Annotated in this window: 20 protein-coding genes and 1 pseudogene; 13 read left to right on the forward strand and 8 right to left on the reverse strand. The window is 63.6% G+C overall.

Annotated elements, in window-relative coordinates:
• Positions 1–48 precede the first annotated feature (48 nt).
• Positions 49–1,287: a tRNA (adenosine(37)-N6)-threonylcarbamoyltransferase complex dimerization subunit type 1 TsaB gene (tsaB, locus tag EPN31_RS03765; RefSeq protein WP_291769712.1), complete on the forward strand. Its 1,239-nt coding sequence runs from the start codon at positions 49–51 to the stop codon at positions 1,285–1,287.
• Entirely contained in the window at positions 1,284–2,090 is an 807-nt protein-coding gene (locus EPN31_RS03770) for a uracil-DNA glycosylase family protein (RefSeq protein WP_291769715.1), read from the forward strand. Before tsaB ends, EPN31_RS03770 begins: the two co-directional genes overlap by 4 nt.
• Positions 2,091–2,119: 29 nt before the next feature.
• On the opposite strand, the gene lplT is transcribed toward EPN31_RS03770, so the two are convergent.
• On the reverse strand, positions 2,120–3,424 hold the full coding sequence (lplT, locus tag EPN31_RS03775) for a lysophospholipid transporter LplT (RefSeq protein ID WP_291769719.1): 1,305 nt from the start codon (positions 3,422–3,424) through the stop codon (positions 2,120–2,122).
• A gap of 176 nt (positions 3,425–3,600) precedes the next feature.
• Here lplT and smc point away from each other — a divergent pair, with 176 nt between their 5' ends.
• From smc to ligA, 3 genes are read left to right on the forward strand one after another with little or no spacing between them, the layout of a single operon-like run.
• Positions 3,601–7,134: a chromosome segregation protein SMC gene (smc, locus tag EPN31_RS03780; protein ID WP_291769722.1), complete on the forward strand. Its 3,534-nt coding sequence runs from the start codon at positions 3,601–3,603 to the stop codon at positions 7,132–7,134.
• Positions 7,135–7,155: 21 nt separating this feature from the next.
• Positions 7,156–8,157 (forward strand): cell division protein ZipA C-terminal FtsZ-binding domain-containing protein, encoded by a 1,002-nt coding sequence (locus tag EPN31_RS03785; protein WP_291769725.1) that lies wholly within the window; start codon positions 7,156–7,158, stop codon positions 8,155–8,157.
• Positions 8,157–10,259: an NAD-dependent DNA ligase LigA gene (gene ligA, locus EPN31_RS03790; RefSeq protein ID WP_291769728.1), complete on the forward strand. Its 2,103-nt coding sequence runs from the start codon at positions 8,157–8,159 to the stop codon at positions 10,257–10,259. Before EPN31_RS03785 ends, ligA begins: the two co-directional genes overlap by 1 nt.
• 94 nt (positions 10,260–10,353) lie before the next feature.
• On the opposite strand, the gene EPN31_RS03795 is transcribed toward ligA, so the two are convergent.
• Together EPN31_RS03795 and EPN31_RS03800 are read right to left on the reverse strand one after the other, a co-directional pair.
• Positions 10,354–11,742, reverse strand: coding sequence for an MFS transporter (locus tag EPN31_RS03795; RefSeq protein ID WP_291769731.1), 1,389 nt, complete (start codon positions 11,740–11,742; stop codon positions 10,354–10,356).
• Positions 11,743–11,825: 83 nt separating this feature from the next.
• Positions 11,826–12,752 (reverse strand): dihydrodipicolinate synthase family protein, encoded by a 927-nt coding sequence (locus EPN31_RS03800; RefSeq protein ID WP_291769734.1) that lies wholly within the window; start codon positions 12,750–12,752, stop codon positions 11,826–11,828.
• A gap of 196 nt (positions 12,753–12,948) precedes the next feature.
• Between EPN31_RS03800 and EPN31_RS16675 the strand changes: the two are divergent.
• A pseudogene (locus EPN31_RS16675) lies at positions 12,949–13,092 on the forward strand (LacI family DNA-binding transcriptional regulator); the annotation flags it as partial.
• Between the two features lie 48 nt (positions 13,093–13,140).
• Positions 13,141–13,953 carry a substrate-binding domain-containing protein gene (locus tag EPN31_RS03805; protein WP_291769737.1) on the forward strand — a complete coding sequence of 271 codons (813 nt, stop codon included), beginning with the start codon at positions 13,141–13,143 and terminating at the stop codon, positions 13,951–13,953.
• A gap of 95 nt (positions 13,954–14,048) precedes the next feature.
• On the opposite strand, the gene EPN31_RS03810 is transcribed toward EPN31_RS03805, so the two are convergent.
• From EPN31_RS03810 to msrB, 3 genes are all read right to left on the reverse strand, one after another.
• Positions 14,049–14,894 carry a peptidylprolyl isomerase gene (locus EPN31_RS03810; protein WP_291769740.1) on the reverse strand — a complete coding sequence of 282 codons (846 nt, stop codon included), beginning with the start codon at positions 14,892–14,894 and terminating at the stop codon, positions 14,049–14,051.
• A 95-nt stretch (positions 14,895–14,989) separates the two neighbouring features.
• On the reverse strand, positions 14,990–15,556 hold the full coding sequence (locus EPN31_RS03815) for a septation protein A (RefSeq protein WP_291769743.1): 567 nt from the start codon (positions 15,554–15,556) through the stop codon (positions 14,990–14,992).
• Positions 15,553–15,948: a peptide-methionine (R)-S-oxide reductase MsrB gene (gene msrB / locus EPN31_RS03820; RefSeq protein WP_291769745.1), complete on the reverse strand. Its 396-nt coding sequence runs from the start codon at positions 15,946–15,948 to the stop codon at positions 15,553–15,555. The genes EPN31_RS03815 and msrB overlap by 4 nt, the downstream gene beginning before the upstream one ends.
• Positions 15,949–16,153: 205 nt before the next feature.
• On the opposite strand from msrB, the gene EPN31_RS03825 reads away from it, so the two are divergent.
• The 4 genes from EPN31_RS03825 to EPN31_RS03840 are packed head-to-tail and all read left to right on the forward strand — an operon-like array spanning position 16,154 to position 20,890.
• Entirely contained in the window at positions 16,154–17,290 is a 1,137-nt protein-coding gene (locus EPN31_RS03825) for an ABC transporter substrate-binding protein (RefSeq protein ID WP_291770089.1), read from the forward strand.
• Between the two features lie 34 nt (positions 17,291–17,324).
• The gene (locus EPN31_RS03830) at positions 17,325–18,362 is read left to right on the forward strand and encodes a branched-chain amino acid ABC transporter permease (RefSeq protein ID WP_291769748.1); all 1,038 of its coding nucleotides are present in this window, start codon (positions 17,325–17,327) and stop codon (positions 18,360–18,362) included.
• Positions 18,363–18,366: 4 nt separating this feature from the next.
• Positions 18,367–20,157, forward strand: coding sequence for an ATP-binding cassette domain-containing protein (locus tag EPN31_RS03835; RefSeq protein ID WP_291769751.1), 1,791 nt, complete (start codon positions 18,367–18,369; stop codon positions 20,155–20,157).
• Positions 20,147–20,890: an ABC transporter ATP-binding protein gene (locus EPN31_RS03840; protein ID WP_291769754.1), complete on the forward strand. Its 744-nt coding sequence runs from the start codon at positions 20,147–20,149 to the stop codon at positions 20,888–20,890. The genes EPN31_RS03835 and EPN31_RS03840 overlap by 11 nt, the downstream gene beginning before the upstream one ends.
• A 31-nt stretch (positions 20,891–20,921) precedes the next feature.
• On the opposite strand, the gene EPN31_RS03845 is transcribed toward EPN31_RS03840, so the two are convergent.
• Both EPN31_RS03845 and EPN31_RS03850 read right to left on the reverse strand, forming a co-directional pair.
• Positions 20,922–22,448 (reverse strand): mannitol dehydrogenase family protein, encoded by a 1,527-nt coding sequence (locus EPN31_RS03845; protein WP_291769757.1) that lies wholly within the window; start codon positions 22,446–22,448, stop codon positions 20,922–20,924.
• A gap of 15 nt (positions 22,449–22,463) precedes the next feature.
• Positions 22,464–23,387, reverse strand: coding sequence for a LysR substrate-binding domain-containing protein (locus tag EPN31_RS03850; protein WP_291769759.1), 924 nt, complete (start codon positions 23,385–23,387; stop codon positions 22,464–22,466).
• A 274-nt stretch (positions 23,388–23,661) separates the two neighbouring features.
• Between EPN31_RS03850 and EPN31_RS03855 the strand changes: the two genes are divergently transcribed.
• Entirely contained in the window at positions 23,662–24,897 is a 1,236-nt protein-coding gene (locus EPN31_RS03855; RefSeq protein WP_291769762.1) for a CaiB/BaiF CoA-transferase family protein, read from the forward strand.
• A complete protein-coding gene (locus tag EPN31_RS03860) occupies positions 24,894–25,691 on the forward strand; it encodes an enoyl-CoA hydratase/isomerase family protein (protein ID WP_291769765.1) in 798 nt (265 codons plus the stop codon). Before EPN31_RS03855 ends, EPN31_RS03860 begins: the two co-directional genes overlap by 4 nt.
• The last annotated feature ends 28 nt before the right edge of the window (positions 25,692–25,719 follow it).

Consider the following 25,719-nt stretch of genomic DNA (forward strand, 5'->3'; position numbering starts at 1 on the left):
CGATTCGGGCAGACGGGGAATTCATGCCTCCATTAAAATGGTTTGGCCATGGACGATTTTCACATTCTTGCATTTGAATCATCAAGCACTTTGTGCGGTGCGGCGCTGTTTTCGCGTGTCGCCGGCCGGATACGGCTGCGGTCGGCGCAGCATGACGGGCGCAGCGAGCATACGGAACACATTCTGCCCATCGCTCATGGTCTGCTGGCCGATGCCGGGCTGCGGCCCGGCGATCTGTCGGCCGTGGCCTTCGGCCAAGGACCTGGTGGCTTCACGGGGCTGCGGGTGTCCTGTGGCGTGGCTCAGGGCATGGCGGTGGCGCTGGGTCTGCCGGTGATCCCTGTAGATTCTCTGTGTGCGATTGCGGTACAGGGCGCCGGTCGGGACGCGGCGGGCGTGCAGGTGGTCCTGCAAGATGCCCGCATGAACGAGCTCTACGCGGCCGCCTACCGGGCGAACGGCTCGGAATGGTCCACCTTGCAGGCGCCGGCGCTGCTGGCGCGAGCGGATGCGGCCGCCTGGGTGGCCGGTGAATCGGCGGGGTGGGGCATGCGGGCTGGCGGTGGCTGGCAGGTGCACGGCGACGCGGTTGGCGTGTTCGAGGGGCTGGCCGACGAACTGGCGGCATTGGGCGCGGACCTGACGACCGCCTCGGGGCCCGTCACGGTACAGGCGTCGACCATTGCCCGGCTCGCGGCCCGGTCCTGGCAGGCGGGCTTGGGTGTGGATGCACAGTATGCCGCACCGGCGTATGTGCGCGACAAGGTCGCCTATACGACGCAGGAACGCATGACTGGCTTGGGCGGCAATCCGGCGGTGGACGCACAGACACTGACTGTCCATGACATGACCGCAACCGATCTGGACGAGGTGGCCGCGATCGAGCGCCAAGTGCAGTCCTTTCCCTGGACGCACCAGAATTTCGCGGACAGCCTGTCGGCGGGTCAGCATGGATGGGTGGTTCGTCGCATGGGCGGCATGCAGGGTTTCGCGCTGGTGCTGGACGCGCCAGACATGGCACATCTGCTGGTGATCGGCGTGCGTCCGGATGCGCAGCGCCAGGGGGTGGGGGCGTTGTTGCTGAAGTACTGCACCGACCATTGCCGGCGGGCAGACCTGCCCGCGCTCACGCTCGAGGTCCGCCAGAGCAACACCAGAGCCATCCGCTTCTACCACGGACATGGTTTCAAGCAGGTGGGTGTGCGACGGGGGTATTACCCTGCGGGTCAGGGCAAGCGCGAAGATGCCTGGCTCATGACGCTTTCCTTGACAGAATCCGCGCCATGACGCCCCGCCGCCTGTTGCCGCCGCAGCTTGCCTGGCTCAACGAAATGGGGGCCGATACCCACTGGCTGACCGCGCGGGAACTGTCCGTGCAGCCGCCGTCCGTGCGGCCGCCATCGGTGCTCCAGCCGCCCGTGCAGCCGCCCGTGCTCCGGCCATCCGTGCCGCAGCCGCGCAGAGCGGATGGTGCGACGCAAGCCCCGCCGGTGGAGGCGCCCTCGCTGGCGACCGTGGACCTGGATGCCCTCGCGCAGGCCGTCGGGACCTGCACCCGCTGTCCGTTGCATGCGCAGCGCACTCAGGCGGTCCCGGGCGCTGGCGTGCGGGTGAAACCGCTGTATTTCATCGTGGGCGAGCAGCCTGGGATCGAGGACGATGCCTCCGGGCAGCCCTTCCAGGGTGATGCTGGAAACCTGCTGCGAGCCATGATGGTGGCTGCCCGCCTGCCGGAGGCGGAGTCCGCCTATCTGACGAACGTCGTCAAATGCCGTGCGCTGGGCGGTCGCGCGCCCAGTGCCGAGGAGATTGCGGCCTGTCTGCCTTACTTGCATCGGGAGATCATGCTGGTGCGGCCGCGCTGGATTCTGGCGCTGGGGAAGACGGCCGCGCAGGCGATCCTGGGGGTATCTGGCGACATGGACGCGCTGCGCGGCGGGCCGCATGCCTGGACTGCCCCGGACGGCACGAGAATCCCGGTATGGGTGACGCATCACCCGTCTTCGCTGCTGGTCCGCTCGACCGGCAAGCCCGAGGCCTGGCGGGACCTGGCGGCTCTGGCGCAGGCCATACGGACCGCCGGGGATTGACCCCGTGGGGTTTCGCTGGTTGTAGCTCGTTAGCGCAGTGCCGTGCCGTGACTGGTCTGGCCGATCAGCTTGCCCAGTTCGGGGTTGGCCAGGTGATTCAGCCGGTTCCAGCGCATGAAGGCGAGCATCAGGCAGGCTACCAGGATGCCGAAGAGGGCAATGATGCCGTTGATGGGGAGCCCCAGCCAGAGCATCAGGCTGTAGGCGGCCAGCATCAGCAGGATGTTGAGCTGCTCATTGAAGTTCTGCACGGCGATGGAGTGGCCCGCCGACAGCAGGACGTGTCCGCGATGCTGAAGCAACGCGTTCATGGGCACCACGAAGAACCCCGACAGTGCACCGATCAGAAGCAGCAGCACGTACACGGCCCATGGGTTGTAAACCAGCGGCATGAGCAGGACCACCAGTCCCATGGCCACGCCGACAGGCAATACGGCCAGCGCCCTGCGCAGCGGCACACGTCCGGCCGTGACCGCCCCGATGACGGTTCCGAAGGCGGCCACCCCCATCAGGATCGAGGCCTGGTCCAGGCGGTACCCCAGTTGTTGAGCCCCCCATTCGATGACGATGAACTGCAGGGTAGCGCCGGCTCCCCAGAACAGGGTGGTGACAGCCAGTGAGATCTGCCCGAGCTTGTCCGACCAGAGAATATGCACATAGCGCCGGAAATTATGGATCAGCGCGATCGGGTGCGTCTGTTGGCGCGGGTAGAAGGCATGGGTGTCGGGGATGAGCAGATTGCAGATGGCGGCTGCGATGTAGACCAGCCCGATGACCAGAATGGCGCTTTGCGCGCTGTTGTTGGCGAGGGTGTCCACCCAGTTGAAGGACATCAGCCAGGCTGAGACCTGCGGGCTGATGAGCAACCCGCCCAGCACCGTCCCCACGATGACTGACAGCACGGTCAGACCTTCGATCCAGCTGTTGCCCTTGACGAGCAGATCCGGCGGCAGCATCTCGGTGACGATGCCGTATTTGGCCGGTGAGTATGCCGCCGCACCTACGCCCACCACGGTATAGGCCACGAAAATCAGCATGAGCTGGTGCAGGTGGTCCAGGCCGAACGCGCCGTAGCTGAACATCATCAGGCATCCCAGCGTCTTCAGGGCGTTGGTGGCAAACATGACGCGGCCCTTGGGGAAGGAGTCGGCGAACGCGCCCACGAAGGCGGCCAGCACCACATAGGCCAGCGCGAACCACCACTTCATCATGGGGGCCATCCAGTCCGGCCCGCTGAGGTCGGCGATCAGCCCAATGGCCGCGATGAGCAGGGCATTGTCCGCAACGGAGGACAATGCCTGCGCAGCCATGACCATGAAAAAGCCCTTGTTCAATCGCGAACCTCGAGGAGTTGGACGACTCGGCCGCATTGTCGTGACGCAGCCGTAAAAAAGAGTTGCAGTATAGCGGGTTGCCGCCCTCGGCCCTGCAGGGTAAATACTTGACTTGGAGGTCGGGACGCTAATCTGGTGCGTTATCATACGCTGGTCAAACGAGACACTAACTTACCGTGCGCCTCACGCAGATCAAACTTGCCGGATTCAAGTCTTTCGTGGATCCGACCGTGATTCCCACGCCCAGTGAATTGGTCGGCGTGGTGGGTCCCAACGGCTGCGGGAAGTCGAACATCATCGACGCCGTGCGTTGGGTGCTCGGAGAGACCCGGGCCTCGGAACTGCGGGGGGCTTCCATGCAGGACGTGATCTTCAACGGATCCGGCCAGCGCAAGGCAGCGGCGCGCGCCTCTGTGGAACTCGTCTTCGACAACAGCCTGGGACGTGCGGCGGGCCAGTGGGCGACCTTTGCCGAAATCGCGGTGCGGCGCGTGCTGACACGCGATGGCGCGAGCAGCTACAGCATCAACAATCAGCCGGTGCGCCGCCGCGATGTGCATGACATCTTTCTGGGAACCGGCCTGGGTACGCGCGGCTACGCCATCATCGGCCAGGGCATGATCAATCGCCTGATCGAGGCTCGGCCGGAAGAACTGCGCGTCTATCTTGAGGAAGCTGCCGGTGTCTCGCGCTATAAAGAGCGCCGCCGTGAAACCGAGAATCGACTGAGTGACACGCGCGAGAACCTGGTTCGCCTGGATGACATTCTTCGCGAACTCTCTGCCCAGCTGGACAAGCTGGGGTCTCAGGCCGAGGTCGCTGCAACCTATCGTGCCCTGCAGGCTGAAGGCGAACTCAAGCAGAATGCGTTGTGGCTGCTGCGTGAGCAGGCCGCGCGGGAAAGCCGTCAGACCCTGGCCGTGGAGACTGAACAGGCCCAGGCTGCACTGGAGGCGGCCGTTGCCAGGGTGCGTGCACTGGAGTCCGATCTGGAGGCGCATCGCGCCCGCCACTTCGATGCCAGCGAACAGGTCCATCAGGCGCAGGGGCGCCTCTACGAAGCTGGCGCCCAGGTCAGCCGCCTGGAGGCCGAGATTCATCACGTCGTGGATGCGCGTCAGCGGCTGCAGGCGCGCCGCCTTCAGTTGCAGGCCCAGATCCAGGAGTGGGGCGACCAGCAGACACGCAGCCAGGCGTCGATCGAAGACATCCAGGCACAGATCGAGGAAGCCGGGGCGCGGGCGGAACAACTGTCCGAAGACCTGCGGGCGTCGCAGGATGGGCTGCCGGCCCTGGATGCCAGCCTGCGCGATCTGAATGAACAGCGCGAGGCGGGCCGGCGCACGTTGGCACGCACGGAACAGGACCTGGCCCTGCTCGCGCAATCCCAACGGGATGCCGATGGCCAGTGGCGCAGCCTGGATGAGCGCCGTGAGCGTCTGGAGGCCGACCGTCGTGGTCTGGGAGCACCAGACCCAGGCGAGCTGGAGCGTCTGGAGAGCGAATGCGCTGTGGCGTCTGCCCGGCTGGAAGAGGCCCAGGCACGGCTGCTGGAACTGGAAGACCGGCAGCCGGAGCTGGAGGCGCGCCGCGCACAGGCATTGCAGGCCAGCCAGGCAGCCCGGGCCGAGCTGGAACGGCTGGATGCCCGCCGTCAGGCGCTGCTGGCGCTCCAGGAAAAGATTCAGTCTGAGGACGCGCTGGTACCGTGGCTGGAGCGCCAGGGTCTGTCTGCCCTGGGCCGCCTGTGGCAGCAGCTCGAGGTAGATCCAGGGTGGGAAACGGCGCTGGAAGCGGTGCTGCTCGAGCGCATGAATGCCTTGGGGTTGCGTACGCTGGATCATGTGCGCGCGTTTGCTCAGGACGCGCCGCCGGCTCGGCTGGCCTTTTTTCAGGCGCCCGCCCAGGCGGCGGCGCTGCCGCCGGGCCCGCCGGGTGCGCGCCGCCTGCTGGAATGGGTACGGGTCCGGGACGCCGCCTTGCAATCCATCCTGCAGGTTTGGCTGCGCGACATCTATGTGGCAGACAACCTGACCGAAGCGCTGTCGCGCCGCGCCGAGCTGTCCGACGGCGCGACCTGGGTGGTCGCGGCCGGACACCTGGTGACGGCTCATTCCGTGCGCTTCTATGCCGCCGAGTCCGAGCAGGCCGGTCTGCTGGCCCGTCGTCAGCAGATCGAAAACCTGTCCCGCGAGTTGAAGGCGGCGCAGCTCATCGTCGACGAGGCGGTGGATTCGCACGCGCGTGCAGAGGCCGAGGTGCGAGCGCTGACGGCCGAGCTCCAGCCGGCCCGCCAGCGGATCGGAGAACTCATGCGGACCCAGCACGAGGCTGAGCTGCAGCATCATCGCCTGGCCCAGCAATTGGCGCAGTCCGACGAGCAGTCACGCCGCATTGCCCGGGATCTGGAGGAATTGCAGGCCCAGCAGGAAGCGCTGTCCGTGCGTCGGGACGAGGCCGAGGCGCGTTTCGAGACGCTCGACGAGACGCTGGCGGGCCAGCAACAGCAGGTGGCGGACCTGGATCTGCAGATCGAGGATGTCGCCCGGCATGCCGAGCAGGCGCGCCAGCAGGGTCGCGATCGCGAGCGGGCCGCACAGGACGCGGGTTACGCGGTGCGCGCGCTGCGCAGCCGCCTGGAGGAACTGCACCGAACGCTGCAACTTGCTGGCGAGCAGGCACACCGCTCGGGCGCCGAGCTGGAGTCCTTGCAAGGCGAACTCTTCGAGCTCGACGAGACGGCGGCCCAGGCCGGGCTGCAGGATGCGCTGGAGGCGCGGCTGGCCTGCGAGAACGCCTTGCGCGTCGCGCGGACCACTCAGGACGAATTGGCCGCCGTGCTGCGTCAAACCGACGAAAGCCGTTTGACGCTGGAGCGTGACCTGGATCCGTTGCGCGCGCGCATCACCGAATTGCAGTTGAAGGAGCAGGCCTCGCGGTTGGCGGTGGAGCAGTTTGCCGAGCAGCTGGATGCCCGGCAGGTGGACCGTGCCGCCTTGCAGCGCCACTTGGCTGAGCAGCCCGAGTCCTGGCAGCGCCTGGACTGGCTGCAGTCCGAGGTGCAGCGCGTGACTCGGCGCGTCGAAGCGCTGGGGGCCGTCAATCTTGCCGCACTGGATGAACTGTCGGCGGCGCGCGAGCGCAAGGGCTTCCTGGATGATCAACGGGCGGATCTGATGTCGGCGATCGACACGCTGGAAAACGCGATCCGCAAGATAGACCGCGAAACCCGCGAGCTGCTGTCGCAGACCTTCGAGACGGTCAATCAGCATTTTGGCGATCTCTTCCCGCAGCTGTTCGGCGGCGGCGAGGCCCGGCTGACCATGACCGGAGACGAAATCCTGGATGCGGGTGTGCAGGTGATGGCGCAGCCACCCGGCAAGCGCAACAGCACCATACAGTTGCTGTCCGGGGGGGAAAAGGCGCTCACGGCGACGGCGCTGGTGTTTGCGCTGTTCAAGCTCAACCCCGCGCCCTTCTGTCTGCTGGACGAAGTGGACGCGCCGCTGGATGATGCGAATACGGAACGTTACGCAAACTTGGTGAAGAGTATGAGCGATCAGACGCAGTTCCTGTTTATTTCCCACAATAAAATTGCGATGCAGATTGCGCGCCAGCTGATTGGCGTGACGATGCAGGAGCAAGGCGTGTCGCGCATCGTGGCCGTCGACATGGATGCTGCCCTGCAGTTGGCAACAGCAGACGCTTGACCGGTGGGGAGAGGATTTCTTATGAGCAATTTGCAGATTTTGCTGATTTCGATTGGGGTGGTGCTGATTGCCATCGTCCTGCTGTACAACGGCTGGCAGGACTGGCGGGTGCGGCGCAACATGCGCAGCACCCTGCCCGAGGCGGAGCACGACGTCCTGATGCAGGATGTCGCAGGACCGCGCCGCGAGCCGGGGTTGTGGTCGGGGGAACGTACGCCGGCCGCTGCGGCAGACGATAGCCCGGAGGTCGACCCGGCCTGCGAGGCCGTCATTGACATTTCTCTGACGCACCCGGCGACAGGCGAATCGCTGGCCGACGCGCTGCGGACCATCGCGCGGGTCGGGAAAAAGCCCGTCCGGGTATTCGCAGAGCGCGAAGGCGGCGGGCACCGCGCCGAGGTGCAGGCGGGGGAATCCTATGTGTCGCTGCAACTGGCCGTGGTGCTGGCCAATCGCAGCGGGCCTCTCACGGCAATCGAATGGTCCAACCTGTGGACCCTGGCACAGAATCTGGCAGAGCGTTTCGAAGGCGTGATCGAGGCCCCCGATCAGGATGCGGTCCTGAAACAGGCGGCGGAACTGGATGCGCGCTGCGCCGCGATGGATGCGCAGGTGGGCCTGCTGCTGCAGCTGGCCTCGCCACGTCCCATTGCCGGGATCCTGGAAGCGGCCCGGGACGTGGGTTTCGTGCAAGCGCGCGGCCAGTGGGCCTGGATGGCCGAAAACGGCATGCCGCGTTTCGTGCTCCAGGCCGGTGGCCCCGAGGGGGCTCCGCTGCATCGGGTGGATCTGGTGCTGGATGTGCCCAACAGTCTGCCGGATGATCAGGCCTTCAGCCGCATGGTGGCCGTCGCCCGTGACCTGGCCGCGCGTCTGGATGCGCATGTGCTCGACGACCAGGGGCGTACCTTCCAGGACAGCTCCGCGGCCGGCATCGACCGGCAGATCAGCGGGCTGTATGACCAGCTCGACCAGGCTGGGTTCTTGGCGGGAACCGAACGGGCTGCCCGGGTGTTCTCCTGATGATAGATGATCCGGAACGCCAGCGGCTGGCGGCGTTGCGGGCTGAGATCGAGGCGCACAACCGCCACTATTACGTCGATGACGACCCGCAGGTTTCCGACGCGCAGTATGACCGATTGATGGCGGAACTGCGGGTGCTGGAGTCTGCGCACCCCGACTGGGTGACGCCCGACTCGCCGACCCAGAGGGTGGGTGCCGCGCCACTGGCCAGTTTTCAGCCGGTGCATCATGTGGTCCGCATGCTGTCGTTGGGTAATGCATTCGAGGCGCAGGACGTTCGCGATTTCGACGAACGCATCCGGGGAATTCTTTTGCAGGCGGCCCTGCTGCCGCGCGCCAGCGGTCCGGCCCCGGGGCAGGGAGCCCTGTTCGGCGATGGATCGGCCGGCGTCGAGTACGTCGCGGAATACAAGTTCGATGGCCTGGCCGTCAGTCTGCGCTATGAAGACGGGTTGCTGGTTCAGGCGGCGACCCGGGGCGATGGGACCGACGGCGAGGACATCACCGCCAACATTCGCACCCTGCGTTCGGTGCCGCTGCGGCTGGTCGGTGGGTCGGTGCCCGCCGTGCTGGAAGCGCGCGGCGAGGTGCTGATGGCGCACGCGGATTTTGAGCGTCTGAATGCGGTCCAGGCAGCGCACGGCGAAAAACGCTTCGTCAATCCGCGCAATGCGGCCGCTGGCAGCCTGCGCCAACTCGATCCCAGGGTGACTGCCGCCCGTCCCCTGCGCTTCTATGCCTATGGCTGGGGACAGATCCAGGACGGTTCGGGCCAGGAGTGGGTGCCGCACGAGACACATGCGGGCATGCTGGACTGGCTGGCAGGATTCGGCTTTGCGGTGAGTCCCGGCCGTGCGGTGTGCCACGGGGCGGACGAGCTGTTGCGGTTTTACGAGGCCGTGGGTAGTCGGCGCGCCGGACTGCCTTTCGATATCGATGGGGTGGTCTACAAGGTCAATCTGCTGGCGGCGCAACAGGTCCTGGGGTTCGTGGCGCGGGCGCCGCGGTTTGCCATCGCCCACAAATTTCCCGCCCAGGAAGAGACCACCCGTCTGCTGGGGATCGACGTGCAGGTTGGCCGCACTGGCGCGCTCACACCGGTGGCGCGCCTGCAGCCGGTCTTTGTCGGCGGGGTGACGGTCACCAATGCCACCTTGCACAACGAGGACGAGATTCGCCGCAAGGATGTGCGGATCGGCGACACGGTCGTGGTGCGGCGCGCGGGCGACGTGATCCCGGAGGTTGTCGGGCCGGTGCTGGCGTTGCGGCCGGCCGATGCCGTGCCGTTTGATCTGCTGGCAGCCTGCCCGGTCTGTCCAGAATGTGGCTCGGCGGTGGAGCGTCCGGAGGGCGAGGCCGTGACCCGTTGCACGGGCGGGTTGTTCTGCCCGGCGCAGCGTAAGCAGACGTTGTGGCATGCGGCCAGCCGCAAGGCGCTGGATATCGATGGCTTGGGCGATAAACTGATCGACCAGCTCGTGGATAGCGGCCGTGTGCATATCCTCGCGGATCTTTACGGGCTCACGGAACTGGAGTTGTCCACCTACGATCGCATGGGCCGGAAGTCGGCGCAGAATCTGGTGGCTGCCATTGATCGCAGCCGGCGTCCCACGCTGTCGCGCCTGCTCTATGCGCTGGGGATCCGCCACGTGGGGGAGACCACGGCGCGCGATGTTGCCCGGCATTTTGGTTCGCTGCAGGCCGTGCTGGAGGCATCCGAAGACGATTTTCTGCGGGTTCCTGACGTGGGACCCGTGGTGGCCACATCGATTTTCCGGTTCTTTGCCGAGCCGCACAACCGCGAGGTTCTGGCGGCCCTGAAGGCGGCTGGCGTGGTGCCTTCGGCCGAGGTTGAGCCGGCGGGGCAAAAGCCGTTGGCCGGCAAGACGCTGGTCCTGACGGGGACCTTGCCCACGCTGTCGCGCGACGAGGCCTCGGCGCTCGTCCTGGCCGCAGGCGGCAAGGTCAGCGGCTCGGTGTCCCGCAAGACATCCTGGGTGGTAGCCGGGGAAGACGCCGGCAGCAAGCTCGCCCGCGCCCAGGAACTGGGCGTGCCCGTGATCGATGAAGCGGGCCTGAAGGCGCTTTTGGGTGTCGGTTGACACCCTATCTTTGCTCGTCTTGTCTAGTGATAGCTGGGTCTTCCTTGAGAAATAGCGGTGAACTCTGTCTTATCAGACGCTTTACTTTATGAGTTCAGGGTGAGAGTTCTTCAAGAGTGCGGCCTTTGGTTTCAATGGCGAACAGCGCGGTCATTATCCCTCCTGCAATAAGTATCACAGCGAAGACTCCGAAGACGACCTGGATATTGAAGTACGTCATGGTGAATCCGACCACGAGGGGACCCACTGACGAGCCGAGACGTAGCCAGGCACTTCCGATCCCTGTGCCGATGGTCCGCAAGCGGGTAGGGTAGATCTCCGCAGAGTACAGATAAAGAGAGAATGTGATGGTTTGGACGATTGCGTAGGCCAGACCTGCTCCTATCAGAACGTGAATGGGCGATGCTGCATGCAGGAGACTGAGGGCAACCAGAGGTACTGGGGCCAGCAGGAACGCACCAATGTACCAGCGCTTCCTGCCGATTTTGTCGATCAGCAGCGCGCAGACAAGTGATGCCACGACGCCAGCGGCGGACGTGAGCAGCCCAAAGAGAAGGCTTGTTTCGAGTGGTAGGTGGAACGTTTGCCGATACAGTGTAGGCAACCAGGTGATCATACCGTTGGCAACCACATACGAGCAAAACCACATGGCCCAGATTGTCAGTGTGCGTTGGCGATAGATTCCCTGGAAAAGCTCGCGCCAATCAGAGCCTGTGCGAACGGCTGACATGTTATTGGCAACGGGTTCACTGAGTGTATGTCCCTCTCTTCGCGCACTTTGTTCCAGTTGTGTCACGATGGCGTCGGCTTCTTTAAACCGCCCTTTTGATGCCAACCAGCGAGGGCTTTCCTTCATGAAGTAACGCAGCGGCAGCAGAAGGACGGCAGGGACGATTCCGACAATGAACATGGCCTTCCATCCGTAGGTGGGAACGAGGCCTCGGCCGATGAGGCCCGCACCCACCAGCCCAAAGAGAAACATGACTTCGTAAAGCAGGAAAAAACGGCCACGGCCTTTGGAGCTGATGAATTCGTTGATATAGGCACTTGCCACCGGGACTTCTCCGCCAGTACCTATGCCTTGAAAGAACCGAAGCATCATCATGATGAGAGCTCCAGTGGCGAAAAGGCATGCGATATCCATCGAGACGAAGACCAGAACTGTGAATAGCAAGATATGTAATCGGCCGAATTTTTCTGCTAACCAGCCGAAGAGGATCGCGCCGATGAGCTGGCCTATGTAACCCATGGATAAAATCATGCCTGTCTGGGTAGGGTTGAGGCCCCACTCGCGTACAAGAACAGGCATTGCATAGGCAATTGCGATGACGGTGTAGCCATCGAAGAATGTGGCTGCTCCAATGATGTTTCGTTTCCAGAATACGCGCCGGGTAATAGGCAGTCGTTCAATACGAGCGCTGATCTCGGCTTGGGTGCCGTTCATTCTTGTGCCGGGGTCGGCCAGATAAGGTTGGGTGTCCATTGTCTCCGCTCTTGTGGATTGCTTGTAGATGCAAGCATCTGGTGTATCCCAGATCCTTGCATTTCCGTATGTTGATCCTCGTGTTAGACCCTTCCGAGTCCGGCTGCTTCGAACGCGGCGTAGATTTCTTTTTCCGCTGCAGTGCCCAGTGGTTGTAATGGCTGACGAACGGTGGCGTGTTCAAGCAGGCCACGGTGTACCAGGCCGATCTTTAATGCAACGGTGCCCTCCATGTGAGATCCGCGATGGTAGACGGCGCGAGTAACGGGCATGAGCCGGTCGAAAATTTGTCTTGCTTTTGAGTAGTCCTTGGCTTTGCCCGCCTTAATGAGTTCAAGCAGCGGCTCGGGTGCGATCCCACCGTAGCCCACGAGCAGACCGTCGACGTCAAACATTGTGGGCAGTAGCCATTCGTCGTGACAACTCAGGATCTGCAACTGCGGGTTCGCCTGCTTCAGTGCCGGAATTTCCGTGTACCAGCGCTTCATGTTTCTTACGCCGTTCTTTGTCGCGACGACACCAGGTTGCGCTGCAATTGCGAGTTGCGTGTCCAAGTCGTAACTCGCCTTGGTCACGTCGGGGTATTGGAACAGAATGCATTGCAGTCCGGATTCCTCATAGATCGCACGATAGCGTTCCTGAGGCGCCCCCTTTTGGAACCCGAAGCGAAGCCACCCGTGGTTGGGGTAAACCAGCGCGCCGGTGGCTCCAGCTTCGCGTGCATGTCGAGCCTCGAGTGCTGCAATCTTTGTGCCCTCTCCTGTGATGCCGGCGATTACCGGAATCTTTCCATTGACGGCATCAACATAAGTGCGGATGAGCGTCAGCTGTTCATCTGATGTCAGGAAGGTGCCTTCTCCGGCGTGGCCAAGAATCACGAGGCTGGTTACACCTTCATGCGAAGCCAGCCACTTTGCGATGCGAGTATTCGCTTCCAGGTCCAACTCACCCTCTCGAGTGAACGCGGTGACAGGCGCTGGGTTCAGACCCCTGAGGTTCATGATATTCATAGGTATAATCTCCTTTGGGAACGTTAACGGGAACGTTCCCATAATAGAAGTGAAAATTTTGGGTGTCAACGAAAAAGTGATGTCTGTGGGTGTGTCCGGAATCGGTGGTACGCTCGCTGCCAGGTATCGCCGTCTGTAAAGGCTTCATCATGGGTGAAGTCCTAATCCATATGAGTGCCTGGAAAAGGGGCCAAGAATGAGTTCTGGAAAGACTACAGTGCGTGATGTCGCCGCTGCAGCTGGGGTATCCAAGTCCACGGTGTCCCGTGTCCTGGATGAGCGCCTGCCGCACTCTGACAGTGAGGCAGCCCGGCGTGTGCGTGAAGTGGCTGCCCGCCTTGGATATGTGCGAGACATATCGGCAGCGAGCCTCAGACGAGGCAACACCATGATGCTCGGGGTGGTAGTTCCACGTTTGACCGACACGGTGATGGCGATGTTGTATGAGGCGTTAGCCAGTTGTGCTCTTCAGTCGGGGAGGACAGCAATCGTTGCAACCAGCCAGGATGAGCCCCGTGCCGACCGTGCGGCCGCAGAGCTTTTGCTTCAGAGAGGTGTTGATGGCTTGATCCTGTCGACGGCTCGTAGAGGGGATTCGATGGTTGAGGAGTTGGCTGCTAGAGGGGTCCCTTATGTCCTGGCGCTGCGGACCGATGGGACAAGCCGCTCCGCAGTGGGGGATGATGTGCTAGGTGGGTATCTGGCGACCCGACACCTGCTCGATCTCGGGCACCGAAGGATAGGGCTGATTGCAGGGCCGGACTATGCGTCCAGTAGCCGTGGTCGTCAGCAGGGTTATCGTAATGCGCTGGCTGAAGCTGGGATTGATGTTGCGGAGGATCTTGTCATTCCATCGGCTTTCAGTATCGATGCTGGGGCGGAAGCGGCCGAAATACTGTTAGCGCTAGAACAGCGCCCGACGGCGATATTCGCCGTCAATGACAACTCGGCAATCGGCGCTCTGTCTGTGATCGGTCGCCACGGCCTCACAGTACCTGGCGATATCTCGCTGGTGGGTTACAACGATATTCCTATCGTTAGTCGTCTGCCTGTCCCGTTGACAACGGTTCGCGTTCCATTTGACCAGATTGCGTCGGCCGCGATCGACTTGCTGGATAATGTGCCCGCCCCAGAGGATCGGATTCGGGTGTTAAGCCCAACCCTCATCCCTCGCAAGTCGACGGCCACACCAAGGTTTTGATGTGGCCGGCGATTTGCACGTTCTTACAGTGGGCTGCAGGGGCTCGGTTGCTGTATTTGCGCGGCCCTGGACTTTCCCGTTAGGGTACGAACAAGTTACTTCTTCGTCGGTGCAGCAGGTGTGGCGGGTACCGCAGGAGTCGCCGCTTCAGCCGGTGGGGTGTTGTCCACGATCTTGGCGTCCTTCATCAGGCCCTTCTGGTAATCGGCCAGCGCCTGCTGGCGCATCATTTCCTGCAGTTGGGACTTGGCTTCGTCAAACGACGGGAAGGCTACGGCGCGCTCGTCCTCGACCTGGATCACGTGCCAGCCGAACTGTGTCTTCACCGGTGCGGCGCTGAGTTCACCCTTCTTCATGCTTTCGACAGCCTTGGCAAATTCCGGCACATAGTTGGTGGCCGGGCCCCAGCCCAGTTCGCCGCCGTTCTTGCCGCTGCCGGTGTCGATGGAGTCCTTCTTTGCGGCGGCTTCGAATGTGGTCTTCTTCGATTTGATCGCCTTGATGATGGTCTTGGCCTGGTCCTCGTCCTTCACCAGGATGTGGCGCAGCTTGTATTCCTTGCGGTCAGCCTGCTGAGCCTTCAGGGTGTCGTATTCCTTTTGCAGATCGGCATCGGTAACAGGATGGTCCTTCAGGTACTTGGCCATCAGGGCGCGCACCAGGATGCTCTGCTGGGCGAGCTGTGTTTCCTGCTGAACGGCGGCATCCTTCTGCAGGCCGGCTTTTTCGGCGGCCTGGACCGCTACCAGGCGGTTGATCATTTCCTGCTTGACCTGGGCGCGCAATTGGGGCGAGTCCTGGGCTCCCTGGCTGATGAGCAGGGCCACGAATTGATCAAACTGATCCTGGGTGATGCCTTGTCCGTTGACAGTGACGAGGTCCTTGGCGTAGACGGGCAGCGTCATGGCGCAGGCCAGAACCACAGCAGCAATACGTTTCATGAAATTCCTTAGGTTGGAGTAGTGCCCGCCACCGGGGCCTGGGCTTGGATCGGATGAGGCGACGAGTCTCGCCCGCCATCATACACAGTCGGCCGTCACGGCGTGTCGTCCTGTGCCGATTCGGTCTCGGTCTGGATGTGGCGCGCAAGCCACAGCGACTGTACGACGACGAAGAGGATGAGCAGGATCATCAGGCCGAAGACCTTGAAGTTTACCCACTGGGCCTCGGTGAACCGCCCGGAGAAGGCAACCCAGAGGTTGATCGCCCCCGAGGCCAGGAAGAATGCGGCCCAACTGTCGTTGAGCCGGTTCCAGGCGCGGTCCGGCATGACGATCTTCTCCCCCATCAGCTTGCGCATCAGGTTGCGGCCGGTGGTCCAGCGGGTCACCAGCAGGATGCCGGCAAACAGCCAGTACAGCACCGTAGGTTTCCACTTGATGAAGGTGTCGTCGTGAAACAGCAGTGTGGCACCGCCGAACACCACGATGACGGTGACGTTGATCCAGTGTGTCGCCTCGATTGTGCGTCCCGTGGCCTTCAGCCACAGGATCTGGATGATCGCCGCCGCAATGGCAGCACCTGTCGCGACATAGATGTCGGCGAACTTGAACGCCACGAAGAACAGGATCAGCGGAAACAGGTCGAAAAGAAACTTTTTCATTCGGCCGGGATGAACCTCATTGAAAGGGAGTTCATGCAGTAGCGCAGGCCCGTGGGTGGCGGGCCGTCGGGAAAGACGTGTCCCAGATGCGCTTGGCATGTGGCGCAAAGGACCTCGGTGCGGACCATGCCGTGGCTGGTGTCGCGCTGTTCGCGCACGCAGTCTGGTGTGACCGGCTGAAAATAGCTGGGCCAGCCGCAGCCGGCGTCAAATTTCGTGTCCGAGACGAATAGCGGTGTGCCGCAGCACACGCAGACATAGGTGCCGCGAAGGGCATTGTCCCAATAGCGCCCCGTGAAGGGCCTTTCGGTGTGCTTGAGCCGCGTGACCGCGTACTCTTCGGGCGATAATTGCGAACGCCACTGCGCGTCCGTACGGGTGACCTTGTCCACAAACAATCCATCTTCAGGTCGAATACTGCTCAATGATAATCGACTTGGGCGTGATTCGGCAGCAAATTGCATGCGCGTGCGATAAGATACCGCCGAAATGGAACTGGATGCCGCGACCATTGGGGTTCGTGGGCATGAATGGCACGTTCGCCCAAAAACACGGAGACAAATTATGAAGTTGAGTCACATCTTCCGCCCGACATTGATGGCGGCTGCCCTGGTGGCTGCGTTGCCGCTGGCCGTATCGGCGCAGGTCAAGGTCGGTATTTCCGTATCGGCCACGGGGCCGGCGGCGTCGCTTGGCATCCCGGAGCAGAAGACGGTGGCGCTGCTGCCCAAGGAGATCGGTGGGGAGTCCGTCCAGTACATCGTGCTGGACGATGCGACCGACACCACACAGGCCGTGAAGAACATCCGCAAGCTCACAGCGGATGACCATGTGGATGTGGTGCTGGGGTCCACCGTGACGCCGGCTTCGCTGGCGATGACTGACGTGGCGGCGGAAACGGGAACCCCGATGGTCAGCCTGGCGGCCAGCGCCAAGATCGTGGAACCGGTCGACGGTCCGCGCAAGTGGGCGTTCAAGACTCCACAGAATGACGCGCTGATGGCGCATGCACTGGCCGACGCGATGGTCAAGCAGCACATCAAGACGCTGGGTTTCATTGGCTTCAGCGATGCGTATGGGGATAGCTGGCTGCAGGAAATGAAGGCTGCGGCCGGCGCCAAGGGCATCAAGGTCGTTGCCGCCGAGCGGTTTGCGCGCCCCGACACCAGTGTGACCGGCCAGGTGCTGAAGCTGATGGCGGTGCACCCGGATGGCATCCTGATCGCCGCGTCGGGCACGCCGGTGGCGCTGCCCCAGCGCGAACTGGTCGATCGCGGCTACAAGGGTCAGATCTATCAGACCCACGGCGCGGCCAACAATGACGTGCTGCGGGTCTGCGGCAAGGCGTGCAATGGCATGATCCTGCCGGCCGGCCCGCTGCTGGTAGCCAGCCAGTTGCCCGACAGTAACCCCGTCAAGAAGAGCGCACTGGCCTACGTTCATACGTACGAGGCCAAATATGGCGCCGGTTCGGTGAACACCTTCGGCGGGCACATGTGGGACGCCGGCCAGCTCATCAACCGGGCCATCCCGGTTGCGCTGAAGTCGGGCGCCAAGCCCGGTACACCGGCCTTCCGCTCGGCCTTGCGCGGGGCGCTGGAAAACGTCAAGGAGCTGTCTGCTTCCCAGGGCGTATTCAACATGAGCCCGACGGACCACGCGGGTCTGGACAAGCGGGGGCGCGTCATCGTGAAGGTCGTGGACGGCAAGTGGACCTATCAGCCGGACCTGTGATGCGGCGGTCTGATGGAGGTGGCAGGGTGTCCGCGTGGATCTGACCGTCGCGCTCATCCTGCTGCAGGACGGCATCCTGAATGGTGCCATCTACGCCTTGCTGGGCCTGGCGCTGGTGCTGGTATTTCTGGTCACGCGGGTGATCTTCATCCCGCAGGGCGAGTTCGTGACCTTTGGTGCGCTGTCGCTCGCATTTCTGGCCAATGGCAAGGTTCCGGGGACGGCCCATCTGCTGCTGCTCATGGGTGTGCTAGTCTGCCTGGTCGAGGCCGTTTCGGCTTGGCGGGCCCGCCGCTGGCGCGGCTATGCGCGTACGCTCGCTTGGGCGCTGGTCCTTCCGCTGGTGCTGGAAGGCCTCGCCCCGCTGGCGGCCGGCCACGGGGTTCCATTGGCGCTTCGCGTGCTGTTTGCGCTGGCGCTGGTGATCCCCATGGGGCCCATGGTCTATCGCCTGGTCTATCAGCCGGTAGAGCAGGCCAGCGTGCTGGTGCTGCTCATCATTTCCGTGGCCGTGCATTTTGCGATGACGGGCCTGGGCCTATTGTTTTTTGGCGCCGAGGGCTGGCGCACCCCAGCCCTGGTTGAGGGCACCATCCAGCTTGGTCCCGTGTCCTGGACGGCACAGACCTTCGCGGTATTGGCCTTGACGGTGCTGCTGATCGGCGGACTCTGGCTCTTCTTTGGCCGTACCCTGTATGGCCGCGCGTTGCGGGCCACCGCCGTCAACCGCCGGGGCGCCCGGCTGGTGGGCATCAGCACGCGGGTGGCCGGCAGCCTGACCTTCACCCTGGCGGCGGCGATCGGCGCGCTCTCCGGCATGTTGATCGCGGCCATCACCACCATCTACTACGACACTGGGTTCATTATCGGACTGAAGGGGTTCGTCGCGGCCATTTTCGGGGGGCTCGTGAGCTATCCGGCGGCTGCCGCCGGCGCCTTGTTCGTGGGGTTGCTGGAATCCTTCTCTTCATTCTGGGCCAGCCCCTTCAAGGAAGCCATTGTGTTCACCCTGATCATCCCGGTGCTGCTATGGCGGTCGTTTGGCAGCGTCCACCTGGACGAGGATGACTGAGCCCATGCGCGTACGCCCGCTCCTGGTGCTGGTCGTCCTGGCGCTCGCGATCCTTCCGTGGTTGCCCGTATCCGCATTCTGGATCACGCAGATGAATTACATCGGACTCTATAGTCTGGTGGTGCTGGGCCTGTTGCTGCTGACGGGGGTGGGTGGGCTGACGTCATTTGGCCAGTCGGCATTCGTCGGCCTGGGGGCCTATTCGACGGCCTGGCTCACGACGGTCGTGGGGGTGTCGCCCTGGCTGGGCCTGGTCGCGGGGTTGCTGCTGACCTGGCTGGTTGCCTATGGCCTGGGCGCGATCACGCTGCGCCTGTCGGGCCACTATCTGCCTCTGTGCACGCTGGCCTGGTGTCTGGCGTTGTTCTATCTGTATGGCAATCTGGATTTCCTGGGCCGCTACGATGGCATCGCCAGCATCCCGCCGGTCACGGTGGGCGGCTGGTCGCTGGGGGCAGGCAATCGCATGTATGTGCTGATCTGGCTGATTTTGCTGCTGGCGCTGTGGGGCACCCACAATTTGCTGGATTCGCGAGCCGGCCGTGCGATTCGCGCGCTGCGCAGCGGCGCCATGGCCGAGTCCTTCGGTGTCGACCTGCGCCACTATAAGGTCGTGATCTTTGTGTATGCCGCCTTGCTGGGCGGGGTGTCTGGCTGGCTGTATGCGCACATGCAGCGGGCCGTGAGCCCCAGCCCCTTCGGCCTGGGCTACGGCATCGAGTATCTGTTCATGGCCGTGGTGGGAGGCTCGGGCAGTGTCTGGGGTGCCGTTGTGGGCACGGCCACCATCCTGATCGTGAAGGACCAGTTGCAGAACGTGCTGCCGGCGCTGATTGGCACCAGCGCGAATCTGGAGCTGCTGGCCTTCGGGGTGCTGATGATCCTGGTGCTGCAATTCGCCCGCGACGGCCTCTGGCCAGTGCTGGAGCGCGGCTGGGAACGCCTGGCAGGGCCGGCTCGCCCCCGGCGTGCCGCTGCTCCCGCCGGACTGGACGCGGCAGAGCTGCCGCGCCGCGAGCTGCCGCCGGTGGGCGATGTGGTCCTGCAAGTGCAGGGTGTGCGCAAGGACTTTGGCGGGCTGGTGGCAGTCAACGACATCAGTTTCGAACTGCGGGCCGGCGAGATCATGGGGCTCATCGGTCCCAACGGCGCCGGGAAGAGCACCATCTTCAACCTCATCAGCGGGGTGCAGGCACTGACGGCCGGCTCGGTGCGCTTCATGGGCGTGCGGATCGACGGTCGCCCGGCCCGGGAAATCGCCCGTTTGGGGTTGGCGCGCAGTTTCCAGCATGTCCAGCTCCTGCCGGACATGAGCGTGCTGGAGAACGTCATGCTGGGGGCACACCTGCGGGAGCGGGCAGGCGTGGTGGCCGCGGCGCTGCGGCTCGACCGGGCGGGTGAGGCCGCGCTGCGCCGCGAAGCAGCCCGTCAGCTGGAACGTGTCGGCCTGGCCGATGCCGCGGATCAGCCAGCGGGCAGCCTGCCCCTGGGGCGCCAGCGCGTCGTGGAGATCGCCCGTGCCCTGTGCTGCGATCCCATCCTGCTGCTGCTCGATGAGCCGGCCGCCGGCCTGCGCTATCAGGAGAAGCAGGCGCTGGCGGCGGTGCTCGATCAGTTGCGCCGCGAAGGCATGAGCTTGCTGTTGGTCGAGCATGACATGGATTTTGTCATGAAGCTCACCGACCATCTGTTGGTCATGGACTTCGGCACGCGCCTGGCCGAGGGCGTCCCGGCGGACATCCAGTCCAACCCGGCCGTGCTGGAAGCCTATCTCGGGGGGCTCGATGAGTTCTGACACACTGCTGTCGGTTGGACACCTGTCGGCCCATTATGGGAAGGTCGCTGCCCTGAATCCGATGGACCTGCGGGTCGATCGGGGGCAGATCGTCACCGTGATCGGCGCCAATGGTGCTGGCAAGTCGACGCTGCTCAACACCATCATGGGGGCGCTCCCGCAGCGCGGCCACAGTCATGGAACCATTCTGTTCCAGGGGGTTGACATCCAGGGCTGGGACATCGAGCGCCGTGTGGAGCAGGGGCTGTCGCTGGTGCCCGAGCGCCGCGAGCTCTTCGCCAGCATGTCGGTGCGGGACAATCTGCTGCTGGGCGGGTTCAGGCTGTACAGGGCCGGCGTCCGAGGATGGCGGGATACGCTGGACGAAGTCTACGCGCTGTTTCCGCGCCTGCGCGAGCGCGCGGCGCAGATCGCGGGCACACTGTCTGGCGGCGAGCGCCAGATGCTCGCGGTGGGCCGCGCGCTTATGGCGCGGCCGGCGCTGCTCATGCTGGACGAACCCAGCCTGGGTCTTGCGCCGCGCGTGGTGCGCGAGATCTTCCTGACGATCGCCCAGTTGCGCAGCACTGGCGTGTCCATTCTGCTGGTCGAGCAGAATGCGCGGGCGGCGCTGCACGTCGCGGATCGCGGCTATGTACTGGAAACTGGCGACCTGGTCCTGGAAGGCACTGCTGCAGAACTGGCTGGCAACCCCCGAATCATCGAGAGCTACCTGGGATTGGGCCGGACATGAAAGGAGCCACTGCGGCTCCTTTCGTGCCGGCTCAATCCGAGCGGCTTGCAAGCCGCGAGGTGGGGCTATTTGGGCCGCCCAACGCCGCCCGCATTCCCTGCGCAAGCATGATGTGCAGGTAGCCTGAGACAGTCGTGCACCAGGCGGGAGACTCCCTGAGCCTGTCCGGAAACAGGCCGGGCAGCGCCATCAGGCAAGCACACAGCGCCTGCGCGTCCCGTTCGTGTCCCTGGATGGCCAGAGCAATCTCGGCTTCGCGCGGGTCGCGCAGCGCGTACTGGTTTCCGGCGTCAGTCACACCCAGGCAATAGCGCATCCAGGCCGCCGTCACAAACGCAAATGGGCGAATGTCGCCCCCAGCGGCCACGCAGTCCAGGGCTGCCTGAAGAATGCGCTGCGGAAGCTTCTCCGTTCCATCCATGGCGATCTGCCAGCATTCGTGGGCGATCGCCGGGTTGGCAAATCGCGCGTGCAGCTCTGCGGCGTAGTCGTCGAAGTCCACTCCGGCCAGAGGCTGGAGCGTGCCAGCGGCGGCCCGCATGTGGCGGTCGGCTGCCTGTGCGAGGTGCGTGTCGCCCATGGCGTCACGTACATAGTGGTAGCCAGCCACGTGGCCGGCGTAGGCCAATAGTGAATGGGCGCCATTCAGCATCCTCAGCTTCATGTGTTCGTAGGGCGCCACGTCGTCCACCATCAGCGCACCCGCGTCTTCCCATGCGGGGCGCCCCATGGAGAAGTTGTCCTCCATCACCCACATGCTGAAGGGTTCGGTTTCGACTGCGGCGAGATCCTCGCACCCTGTGGCCAGCGCGGCATCGGCCAGAGTCTGCGCTGTGGATGCGGGCGTGATCCGGTCCACCATGGAGCAGGGGAAGGGCACCTGGGTGGAGATCCATGAAGCCAGCGCAGGATCCTGCCGCTGCGCCATGTCGCACACTCCGGCTTGCAGCAGCTTCCCGTTGCTGGGGAGGTTGTCGCAACACAGGACCGTGAAGGGCGCGACCCCCTGCGCGCGTCGCTGGCGGATCGCCCAGAGCAGCAGCCCGATGACGCCGCCGGGCGAATCGGGGTGAGCGAGGTCGTGCGCGATGGCCGGGTGGTCGCGCTGGATCTGGCGGGTCGCACGGTCGATTCCGTAAGCCTTTTCGGTCACCGTCGCCGTGACCACCCGAGTCTGGGGACTGGCGAGCACCGCCATTGCCGCCTGCGGGTTACGGCTGGCGGCAATGGCGGCCGCGACGCTGCCGATGACGCGGGCTCGGGTGGTCTGCCCGTCGCGCACCAGCACTGTATATAGGCCATCCTGCGCGGTAAGGTCGTCCACGACGGTGGTGCTGCGCAGGCTGATTTCGGTTGTCCGCCAATCACCGCCATGGCGGGCGAGCACCTCGTCGGTGTAGACGGCCTGATGGGCCCTGTGGAAGGCGCCCGGGCCCAGGTGCACGATACCGGCTCCGTGAGCATCGGGCCGGTAGTGCGGCAGCGCCAGGCCTGACGTGGGGTCGATGGCCTGTCGCGCGCGGGCCAGCCAGAGACTGTTCAGGCGTGGGCGAGTCATGTGGTTTTCTCCGTATCAGACCAGGGTGCAATAACGCCAGTGACCGCTTTCGATGAGGGTGCTGACGGTGGTGCGGGTCAGCTCCATCACCTTTTCGACGGCGGGGAGCACCGGCGCGTTCTTGTTGAAACACAAGCGGATCTCCCGCGACAGGCTGGGGTCCAGGTGGCGCGGCACGATCGTGCGGTCGTGGATCTCTCGATAGGCTGCCGAGTACGGCAGTATGGTCGTGGCCATCCCCTCGACGACGGACGGAATCAGGATGGCCGAGGTGCTGGCCTGCGCGAACAGGTTGTACGTCAGCCTGGCGTTCATGAAGGCGTAATCGATGCGCATGCGCAGCTTGTTGGGAGGGCGTGGCAAAATCATCGGAAGTCGAGCGAGCTCCGTGATCGGGACCGGCCCTTTGGGCAGATGCACGCCGGGATGCGTGAGCAGCAGTATCTCTTCCACCAGCAGCGGTTGTGTGACCAGGTCGTTCAGCTCTTCCTGGTCAGGCGACAGCGAGAAGTCCACACGTCCCTGCTGGACCATGAGTGTGAGGTCGGCACTCGGGATGTCCACGATTTCCACGACGATGGCGGGGTATTGCCGCTTCACGGCGCGCAGAAGCGGGAGCGCCAGGATGCGTGCCGTGCTGGACGCCATGGCGATGGAGACTGAGCCGGCCACGACATCGCCCGCCGTGCGCGTGAGGATGCTGCGCGTCGCGCCGACCTGGCGCAGGATGGTGTGGGCGTGGCGCAGGAGGAGCTCGCCTTCGGCGGTAAGGCGCACGCCCTTGGGTTCGCGGTCGAACAGCCGGACCTCGAGTTCTTCTTCGAGCAGGGCGATCTGCTGACTGAGGGCCGGCTGCGCAACGTGCAGCGTTTCGGCGGCGCGGGTCATATTGTGCATTTCGGCGACCCGCACGAAGTATCCGAGCTGGCGCAGGTTCATGGACGGGATCCGTCTGATCGGGGTGCGGCGGGCATGAGATATAAGCGATCGTTATTGCAATTAAGGGTAAACCCTTGATTCAGCTCGATGAAGTTGCCGATGCAGTCCTTTGCGGTCTCAAGATACCGGTCAGGAAGGCGGCGCCGCTGCTTTTCACACGAGTGGACTTGCATCGGCCTCTCGATAATAAAAAATTATGCCAGTATCAGCAAATCCTATTTGTCTTTGAGCAGGCAGCTTCCTAACATGAGATTCATCGCTTAGGAGACGAAAGATGAGTTTGCCGTTGGCCGGCCTGAAAGTACTGGATTTGTCGCGTGCGTTGTCGGGGCCGTTTTGCGCAATGATCCTGGCCGATATGGGGGCCGAAGTCATCAAGGTGGAGCCCTTGCCCAAAGGCGACATGGCTCGCGGCTGGGGGCCTGTGGATCGCGACGTCAGCGTTTATTATCTGAGCACCAATCGCAACAAGAAGGACATCAGCCTGAATTTCCGCCACCCCAGGGGCCTGGAAATCCTGCGGCGCCTCGCGGCAAAGGCCGACATCCTGATAGAGAATTTCAAGGTCGGCACCATGGAGTCCATGGGGCTTGGCTACGAAGAGCTGGCTGCGCAGAACCCCGGGCTGATCATGGCTTCGATTTCCGGGTTTGGCCGGACGGGCCCTGAAAAGAACACGGCAGGTTTCGATCAGATCGCGCAGGGCTATTCGGGGTTCATGAGTCTGACGGGTACCCCGGAAACCGGCGCCACGCGTGTCGGTACGCCCATCGGTGACCTGACGGCGGGGATGTGGCTGTCGATCGGGGTGCTGGCGGCTGTCGTGCAGCGCCAGCAGACCGGGCGTGGCCAGCATGTGGATACTTCATTGCTCGCCGGACTCATGAGCCTGCTGGTGGTCCAGGGACAGCGCTATCTGAACCTGGGCGAGGTGCCGCAACCGAATGGCAATGCCCATCCCGTGATTTCGCCTTATGGCACCTTCCAGACGGCCGACGGTCCCATCAATCTGGCGCCGGCCACCAGCGCCATGTGGGTGAAGCTCTGCGAGATTCTGGGCCTGCCCGGGCTCCCCACAGATCCCCGCTTTCTCACCAATACCGAGCGCATGGAAAATGGCGCGATCCTCAAGGAATTGCTGGAGTCCAGGCTTGCAGCCCGGGGCCGCGCCGAGTGGACCAGGATACTGGTCGACAACGGCATTCCGGCGGGTCCCATCAATGACATGAAGGATGCTTTCGCCGACGCGCAGGTTGCAGCAGTCGGCATCGTGGAAAAAATCGTCCATCCGCTGCTGGGCGAGATCTCCATGGTGGGATCTCCCGTCCATTTTTCCACGGCTCCCGACCACCACACGGTTCGTACTGCGCCTCCTGCTCTGGGAGAACACTCCGTCAGCGTGCTTCAGGCCTTTGGTTTCGGGGCCGATGAAATATCCTCGCTGTGCGAGGCCGGCATCGTCGGCACCCATGATCCCGACGCGTCAGGTTCCCGCAAGGCTGCGTCATGAACCTGGCCAGTCCGACTTCGCACGCCGTTGCGGCCGGCGACACGGCGCCGTCGCTGACCATCCACGGGCGGATTGCGACCATCGCGCTGCGCAACCCGGGCCGCAGCAATCGCCTGAGCCCGTCGGACCTGGATGCCCTGCGGCAGCACGTCCGGACGGTCGATGCGGCGTCTGAAGTCCTGGTTTTGCGCCTCGTGGCATCCGGCAAATACTTTTGCAGCGGCTACGACATTTCCTCGCTTGCCAGCAGCGACGCCCCCAGTTCGCTCTACTTTGGCGAAACCATCGATCTGATCGAGGCTGCCCGACCCGTCACCATTGCGGCAGTGAGTGGCGGTGCCTACGGCGGCGGGACGGACCTGTGCCTCGCGTGCGACTTCCGGATCGGTACGACGCAGGCCAACATGTTCATGCCGGCTGCCCGGCTGGGCCTGCATTTTTATCCGGGCGGCATGCGGCGCTATGTGTCCCGGATGGGGTTGAATCAGGCCAAGCGGCTGTTTCTGACGGCCGACAAAATCGGCGCCGATGAAATGCTTCGGATCGGCTTCCTGACTGAGCTGGTCGAGCCTGATGAACTGGCGCCCCGTGTCGAGGCGCTCAGCCTGCAATTGGCGAAGATGGCGCCCCTGGCACTCACGGGCATCAAGCAGGACTTGAACCGGCTGGTGCTCGGGACGCTGGATATCGAGGCCAACGCCCAGGCGGTGCGGCGGTCCGAGGCATCGGAAGACATGAAAGAGGGGGCGCTCGCCTGGAAGGAAAAGCGGGCGCCCAATTTTCGAGGTTGCTGACGGTGTTGGGCACTGTGTCCAGCAGGGT

The organism is Castellaniella sp., assembly GCF_004321985.1.
In the GTDB taxonomy this organism is placed as follows: Bacteria; Pseudomonadota; Gammaproteobacteria; order Burkholderiales; family Burkholderiaceae_B; genus Castellaniella.